Origin of the sequence: Halomonas sp. (genome assembly GCF_014859505.1) — a bacterium.
In the GTDB taxonomy this organism is placed as follows: Bacteria; Pseudomonadota; Gammaproteobacteria; order Pseudomonadales; family Halomonadaceae; genus Halomonas.
Genome location: NZ_JACUUD010000119.1, coordinates 1 through 7,745, shown reverse-complemented (window position 1 = coordinate 7,745; position 7,745 = coordinate 1). Strand labels below are relative to the sequence as shown.

Annotated in this window: 6 protein-coding genes; 4 read left to right on the top strand and 2 right to left on the bottom strand. The window is 65.4% G+C overall.

The features are described from left to right. Positions 1 to 251 precede the first annotated feature (251 nt). Positions 252 to 1,445 (bottom strand): formaldehyde dehydrogenase, glutathione-independent, encoded by a 1,194-nt coding sequence (fdhA, locus tag IBX53_RS13090; protein ID WP_290909944.1) that lies wholly within the window; start codon positions 1,443 to 1,445, stop codon positions 252 to 254. 312 nt (positions 1,446 to 1,757) lie between these two features. Here fdhA and IBX53_RS13085 point away from each other — a divergent pair, with 312 nt between their 5' ends. From IBX53_RS13085 to IBX53_RS13070, 4 genes are all read left to right on the top strand, one after another. Beyond that, positions 1,758 to 3,332 carry a BCCT family transporter gene (locus IBX53_RS13085; RefSeq protein ID WP_290909942.1) on the top strand — a complete coding sequence of 525 codons (1,575 nt, stop codon included), beginning with the start codon at positions 1,758 to 1,760 and terminating at the stop codon, positions 3,330 to 3,332. Between the two features lie 400 nt (positions 3,333 to 3,732). Further along, positions 3,733 to 4,749 carry a TRAP transporter substrate-binding protein DctP gene (dctP, locus tag IBX53_RS13080; RefSeq protein WP_290909940.1) on the top strand — a complete coding sequence of 339 codons (1,017 nt, stop codon included), beginning with the start codon at positions 3,733 to 3,735 and terminating at the stop codon, positions 4,747 to 4,749. A gap of 75 nt (positions 4,750 to 4,824) precedes the next feature. Continuing rightward, complete coding sequence (locus tag IBX53_RS13075; protein WP_290909938.1) at positions 4,825 to 5,370, top strand: TRAP transporter small permease; 546 nt, start codon at positions 4,825 to 4,827, stop codon at positions 5,368 to 5,370. Next, positions 5,370 to 6,671 (top strand): TRAP transporter large permease, encoded by a 1,302-nt coding sequence (locus IBX53_RS13070; RefSeq protein WP_290909936.1) that lies wholly within the window; start codon positions 5,370 to 5,372, stop codon positions 6,669 to 6,671. Before IBX53_RS13075 ends, IBX53_RS13070 begins: the two co-directional genes overlap by 1 nt. Before the next feature lie 199 nt (positions 6,672 to 6,870). Here IBX53_RS13070 and IBX53_RS13065 read toward each other — a convergent pair whose 3' ends face one another. Then, the gene (locus tag IBX53_RS13065) at positions 6,871 to 7,695 is read right to left on the bottom strand and encodes an electron transfer flavoprotein subunit beta (protein WP_290909946.1); all 825 of its coding nucleotides are present in this window, start codon (positions 7,693 to 7,695) and stop codon (positions 6,871 to 6,873) included. Positions 7,696 to 7,745: the final 50 nt, after the last annotated feature.

Genomic DNA, 7,745 nt, shown 5'->3' with positions numbered 1-7,745 from the left:
AGATCCCGGCGGCGCAGCGCCGGGTCGCTGCGCTCGTCGCCGAGCAGCTCGCGCAGCGCGGCCAGGGCAACGGGGGGCAGGTCACGGCCACGGGGCCTGCCACGGAAACGGCGCTTGGGGGTGACGGTCTCGACGGTCATGGAGTCGCTCTTTGTGGGAAAGGCCACGGCAGGCCGGCGTGGGGGTCGATACCCCGAAATGGCTGGCCGCGCCGCCTCTTGGTCTGAGCCGCCAGCCGCTTAAGGTACTCCTCAGGCGGCCACACTGCCGTGGGGGTCGATGACGAATTTCTTCGCAGCGCCCCCATCGAAGTCGGCGTAGCCCTGGGGAGCCTGATCGAGGGTAATCATCTGGACGTTGACCGCATCGGCGATCTTGACCTTGCCGAACAGGATCGCCTGCATCAGCGGGCGGTGGTACTTCATCACCGGACACTGGCCGGTGTGGAAGCTATGGGACTTGGCCCAGCCGAGGCCGAAGCGCATGCTCAGCGCGCCCTGCTTGGCGGCCGCGTCGGCGGCACCCGGATCTTCGGTCACGTAGAGGCCGGGGATGCCGATCTGGCCGCCTGCGCGGGTCAGCGACATGGCCGAGTTAAGCACGGTGGCCGGCGCCTCCTTGCCGTGGTTGCAGCCGCAGGCGTGGGCTTCGAACCCGACACAGTCGACGAAGGCATCGACCTCGCGCTCGCCGAGGATCACCTCGAACTTGTCGGCCATGTCGCCGTCCTGGGTCAGATCGATGGTCTCGCAGCCGAAGCTCCTCGCCTGGGCCAGGCGCTCCTCGATCATATCGCCCACGATCACGCAAGCCGCCCCCAGCAGTTGGGCGGAGACCGCCGCCGCCAGACCGACGGGACCGGCGCCGGCGATATAGACGGTGGAGCCCGGGCCGACGCCGGCGGTGACGCAGCCGTGGAAGCCGGTGGGGAAGATATCGGAGAGCAGGGTCAGGTCACGGATCTTCTCCATGGCCTGGTCGGCGTCCGGGAACTTCAGCAGGTTGAAGTCGGCGTAGGGCACCATGACGTACTCGGTCTGGCCGCCGACCCAGCCGCCCATGTCCACATAGCCGTAGGCCGCACCGGGACGCGCCGGGTTGACGTTGAGGCAGATGCCGGTCCTGCCTTCCTTGCAGTTGCGGCAGCGGCCGCAGGCGATATTGAAGGGCACCGAGACCAGGTCGCCCGGCTGGATGAATTCGACATCGCGGCCGCACTCGACCACCAGGCCGGTGATCTCATGACCCAGCACCAGGCCGGAGGGCGCGGTGGTACGGCCACGCACCATATGCTGGTCACTGCCGCAGATATTGGTGGTCACGACCTTCAGGATCACGCCGTGGTCGCATTTGCGATTACCCAACGCCAGTTCCGGATAGGGAATGGCTTCGACATCGACCTTACCTGGGCCTTTATAGACGACGCCGCGATTGACTGCACTCATGGCTGGCTCCTACGACTTGTTGTTGTACGCCCCGGGACATCGGGACAGGCATGGCGTCGGGTGCGCTGCGAAGGGGCGGCGCACCCTGACGCCATCGGCCCAGCCTAGGCCTTTCAGGCCCTCGCACTTGTCCCATAAAGGCATCCGCGTATCCCTGGGAGACATCACCCCCCGGGGGAGAGCCCTCGGACATCCGCGGGTCGCTTTCACGACACTCTCCACGGCCGGCGGACACAACAATGTCGGGGGCCGAGGCGTGCCCCACGCTCGACCCTCAAGCAAGGCACCAATAACAACCATTGAGGAACCCCCATGACACAAGACGACGACCCGATCCTGTCGCCTGGGCAGGACAATACCCAGGTGCTGGGCCTGGACTTTCATAATCCCGTGTTTCCCCTCTCCGCCCTGGCCATCCTGGCCTTTATCCTCTACGCCCTGATCTATCCCGATGCCGCCAACAGTCAGTTGGGCGCGGCCCACGGCTGGTCCATCGAGCACTTCGACTGGCTGTTCATGATCACCGGCAACCTCCTCGTGCTGCTGTGCCTGGCGCTGATCGTGCTACCGGTGGGACGGATACGCCTGGGCGGCGACCAGGCACGACCGGAGTACTCGACGGTCTCCTGGTTCGCCATGCTGTTTGCCGCCGGCATGGGTATCGGCCTGATGTTCTGGAGCGTGGCCGAGCCGGTGGCCTACTACACCGACTGGTACGGCACGCCCCTGAACGCCGCCGCCGGCACCCCGGAAGGGGCTCGTGCCGCCATGGGCGCCACCATGTACCACTGGGGCCTGCACCCCTGGGCGATCTACGGCGTGGTGGGCCTTTCCCTGGCCTTCTTCGCCTACAACCGCGGCCTGCCGCTGTCGCTGCGCTCGGCCTTCACCCCACTTCTGGGTGACCGGGCACGCGGCTGGCCCGGCCACCTGATCGACATCACCGCGGTCCTGGCGACCATCTTTGGCCTGGCCACCTCGCTGGGCTTCGGCGCCTCCCAGTCGGCGGGCGGCCTCAACTACCTGTTCGACATTCCCAACACCCTCGGCACCCAGCTGGCGATCATCGTCGGCGTCACGGTGGTGGCGCTGTTCTCGGTATGGCGGGGCATCGACGGCGGCGTGAAGCTGTTCTCCAACATCAATATGGTGATCGCCTTCGCGCTGCTGGCCTTCGTGGTGGTCACCGGCTCCACCCTGCTGTTCCTCAACGGCCTGTGGACCACGACCCTGGCCTATGCCAGCCATATCGTGCCACTTTCCAACTGGATCGGCCGTGACGACACCACCTGGTACCACGGCTGGACGGTGTTCTACTGGGCCTGGTGGATCTCCTGGTCACCCTTCGTCGGCATGTTCATCGCCCGGGTCTCGCGCGGGCGCACCGTCCGCGAGTTCCTCGCCGCCGTGCTGGTGGTGCCGACCCTGGTGACCATCGTCTGGATGAGCGCCTTCGGCGGCACCGCCCTCGCCCAGTCCTCGGCCGGTGTCGGCGAACTCGCCAATGGCATCAGTGACGTCTCCCTGGCCATGTTCCAGATGTTCGAGCACCTGCCGCTGGCCACCCTGACCTCCAGCCTGGCGATCCTGCTCGTGCTAATCTTCTTCGTCACCTCCTCAGACTCCGGCTCACTGGTTATCGACAGCATCACCGCCGGCGGCAAGACCGATGCCCCGCGCGGCCAGCGGGTCTTCTGGGCCACCCTGGAAGGCGTGATCGCCGGCATCCTGCTCTACGGCGGCGGCAGCGCCGCACTCGGCGCCCTGCAGGCCGGCGCCGTGGCCACCGGCCTGCCCTTCACCCTGGTCCTGCTGGTGATGGCCTTCAGCCTCGTCAAGGGGCTGCGCGAAGAGCAGCAGAGCCTGGTGCTGGCCGGCGTCCGCTGACTCCTCTGCTGTCCCACTCTGACCCCGGCTGCGGCCGGGGTTTTTTCTTTGCGAAAGCACATGATCACGCCGGCCAAATCGCAAAGCCCATTCCAATTCCATGACTCAGATCAATTTTTCATTGTTTCCATGGAGCAAACCGAGAACCCTGTCCCGATGCGACCTGCGGAGAGGCGGCGGCGACACCGGCGAGCACCGTGCGTCTAGGGCTCCCGCTGGTGCGACGGGGCATAGAGTAACAGAATTTACTTTATTAAGGCCGATTAGCAGCCTGACACTCTGCAAAATTTGCAATACATAGTTTTTTTATCCTAATTTTTGGCATGGGAATGGCGTTTGACCATCGTCAACGTCGAGGATAAACAGAGCAGGCCAATCACAACATCCGAGAGAGCCTGTCATGACATTCGAGCGCAAGGGAGCCCTTCTTCCCACCGTTACCGCCCTGTCGACTGCCATCATCCTGCTGGGGGCATCACTTTCCGCCAATGCCATCACCCTGCGCCTGGCCACCGACTCCGGCACCAAAGGGTCGCCGGCCGGGGATGCCCTCGAAAACTGGGCCCATTTGATCGAGGAGAAGTCCGACGGTGAGATCCAGGTCAATGTCTTCTTCCAGAACGAACTGGGCGGGCAGCAGGAGGTCTTCGACCTGCTGGTCACAGGCGATATTCATATGATGCTCAACTGGCCGATGACCTCCTACGATCGGCGTATCGGTGTCATCTACACCCCCTACATGACCCTCTCCTGGGACGAGGCCTTCGACGCGTACCGTCCTGGTGGCTGGGTCAATGAGCTGCTCGGCGACATCTACGCCGACATCGGCCTGAAGTTCTTCGGTCCCTGGCCGGAAGGCTTCAATGGCGTCGCCTCCCGCGGCAAGTATGCGCTGACCATGGAAGAGGCCAGCGATCTGGCAGTGCGCACCATGACGGTCTTCCCGGCTCCCCAGACCATGCAGGCCCTGGGCTACCAGACCGCGGCCATCGACTGGGGTGAGGTCTACACCGCGCTGCAGACCGGGGTGGTGGACGGCGAGGCCGGCAACGTCATCTATTGGCCCTACGAGTACTTCCGCGACATTCTAGATTACTACGTCCATACCAAGCACTTCTTCATGACCGGCATCCTGACCATGAACATGGACGCCTACGAGTCGCTTTCCGAGGCGCACCAGCAGGTGGTAACCGAAGCCGCCGAAGCGATCATGGATGAGCAGTTCGTGGCCGCCCAGGAGCAGGACAAATACTACATCGCCAAGGCCCAAGAGGACGGCATGCAGTACTTTGAGCTCTCCGATGAGCAGCTGAGCGAGTTCGCCCAGCGGGCCCGCGACGAGGTCTGGCCGCTGATGGCTCGCGAAATCGGCGAGGAGATCGTCGAGGTGATTCGCACCAACGCCTCGCCGCTATAAGGCTTGCGAGGATATTGACTGTTGATGCAAATCGGCCCGAATGGGGCCGATTTGCCGCTTCTTGGGGGCTGATGCATGAAGAACGGTGCCATAAAAGGTTTCTGGAGCGGCCTCGATCATGTGATCGGCGGGCTGCTTAATCTCATCGCTTTCGTGGCGAGCCTGCTGGTGGTTGGCTTGATGATGTTCCTGATCCTGTCGCGCTACGTGTTCGGCTGGTCGCTGGTTGGCACGCTCGAGCTGGTTATGCTTGCCGGCATGTGGCTCTACATGACCGGAGCACTGATCGCCAGCCGACGCCACGAGCATCTGGTGGTGGATTTCCTCGAGCTGCAGATTCGCGACTCGCGGACCCGCGCGCTGCACAAGACGCTGGTCTCGTGCATCGTGTCGGTGATCTGCGCCTGCTTCGTCTACTGGGCCTACAAGATGCTGGCCTGGGGCATGATACGCCCGCAACGCACACCGGAACTGGCCATCCCGTTATGGATTTCCCAGGCCTCGATCATGGTCGCCAGCGTCGGTTGCTTCTGCTACGCCGTGCGCGATGTGCTGAGCGGCATTCGCCAGTTCAACGCCACGCCGTGTGATGCGGCATTGGCACCGGGGGAGGAGCGCTGATGGAAGGCTTGTTCGCGATTCTGCTGCTGGTGGTGCTGATGGGAGTGGGCGTGCCCATCGCCTGGTCCTTTGCCGGGGTGCTCGCCTACCTGGCGTTCATCTACGACGCCAATTTCAATTCCCTGATGATGCAGGGCTTCCGGTCGGTGGATTCGGTGATCCTGATCGCCCTGCCGCTGTTCGTGCTGACCGGCTACCTGATGCAGAGCGGCGGCATCGCCACACGGTTGGTGGTGTTCATCGAGACCCTGGTGGGACGGCGACGCGGCGGCATGGGCGCCTCCCTGGTGCTGGCCTCGGGGATCTTCGGGGCGATCGCCGGTACCGCCACGGCAGCGGTGGCCTCCATCGGCACCATCATGGTAGGGCCCCTGGAGCAGCGCGGCTATCCCCGCGGTTATTCCTCGGCCTTGCTCGGCATCTCGTCGCTGCTAGGTATCCTGATCCCGCCCTCGATCACCATGATCCTGTTCGCCGTGGTGACCCGCCAATCAGTGGCCGCACTGTTCGCCGCCACCGTGGGGCCCGCCCTGCTGCTGATCCTCGGCCTGATCCTGGTCAACCGCTTCGCCTGTGGGCGGCTGTTCCAGGAGGTGGCGGGGCAGGACGGTGGCCTGGGCGGCAAGCCGGTCACCCGCACCCGGGCGGGTCTCAACGCCTTCCCGGCGCTGTGTCTACCGGTGATCATTCTCGGGGGCATCTACGGCGGTGTCTTCACGCCCACCGAAGCGGCGGCCGTGGCGGCCTTCGCCGCCATCGTCGTCGGCTTTCTGGTCTATCGCGACCAGACGCTGAAGAGCTTCTATCGAAGCGTGATCGCCGCCTCCGAGACCACCGGCTCGATCATCCTGATCCTGCTCTTCTCCTTCATGATCGGACGGATCCTGGCCGTCGAGCGGGTGCCCCAGGAACTCACCGAGCTGATCAGCCTAATGATCAGCGACCCGCTGCTGATCCTGATCGCGGTGAACGCCTTCCTGATCCTGGCCGGAGCCATGCTCGACGACGTCTCGGTGACCGTAGTGATCGCGCCGCTGTTCCTGCCACTGATGGTGGAGACCGGGGTGCATCCAGTGCACTACGCCTCCATCGTCGCCTGTTCTGTGGTGATCGGCGCCAACAGTCCGCCGGTGGCGCCGATCCTCTACATGGCCTGCCGCATAGGCCGGGTCTCCATCCACAAGGCCTTCTCGCCGGCGCTGATGCTGATCGCCGTGGTGGGCATCCCGGTGATGCTGATCACCACCTTCGTACCGGAGCTGTCACTGTTCCTGCCGCGTCAGCTGGGCTTTATTCGCTGAGCCCTCGGCCTCCGTCGCGACGCATCACGACGGAGGCGCTCTTCACAACCTTTCCCGTTTCCACACATCACAGGCCGCCTTCTCGTCGTAGGGGAGAGCGGCCTTATCAGGGGGCACGCCATGCCTGGCACACACGCAAACGCGCAACCCCGGCCAAGGCCGGGGTTGCTCAGCAGGCCACGGCGAGAACAGCGAGCGGCTATCGCAGCACGCCCTCCTCGTTGAGCAGCTTGAGGATCGCCTCGGCGCCCTGCTCCGCCGAGACGCCCTCCAGCACCTGGCCGCTGCCACCCTCCGCCTTGGCGGCGGCGGCCTTGAAGCGATCCCGGGCCGAGGCCGCCTTGACGATCTTCAGGCGTTTGGGGCGCTTGCGGGCCGGCGCTAGCTGCCACTCGGCCAGCTCATGATCCGGCTCGGCGGCCACCGCGGTCGCCGCGAGCTCGCCTCGGCGAGCGGGGCCGAAGGCGCTCTGGCGAGCCGCCGGCGCCGCCGCATCCACGCAGACGATGGCCGGCAGGCGTACCTTGAGGCGGCGCCGCTGGCCCCGGGGCAGGGCCTGGAGCAGGGTCGCCACGCCATTCTCGATCGATTCCACCGCGGTCAAGCCATTGATCAGCGGCCAGCCCAGGCGCTCGGCCAGGGCATAGGGCAACAGCCCCGAGCCCTCGCCGCGTTCGGCCCGGGCCCCGGTGATCACCAGTTGCGGCGGCGCTGCGGCCAGGTGCTCGGCCAGGGCCGGGATGGCATCGCTGCCCTCGGCCTGCTCCAGCAGGGTCAGGGTGTCCAGCCCCATGCCAGCGCCTGCGGCCATGCCCAAGTAGCCGCGCAGCGCCGCTTCGCCCTCCTCGCTACGCAGACCGGCATGCAAGAGACTCACCCGGCTGCCGGGCAGCTGGCGCTCCAGACCCAGGGCCAGCTCCAGGCCCCGGGCATCCTGGTCGGCGCGCCGCGCGCGCCCGGTGAGGGGGTGGCGCCCCACCGAGACCAGTACCGCCACCTCGATTCCCTGCTGCTCAGGCTGCATCGCGCTGCCCTCCTCGCTGCTGTTCCACCATGGCCACCAAGGCGGCGAGG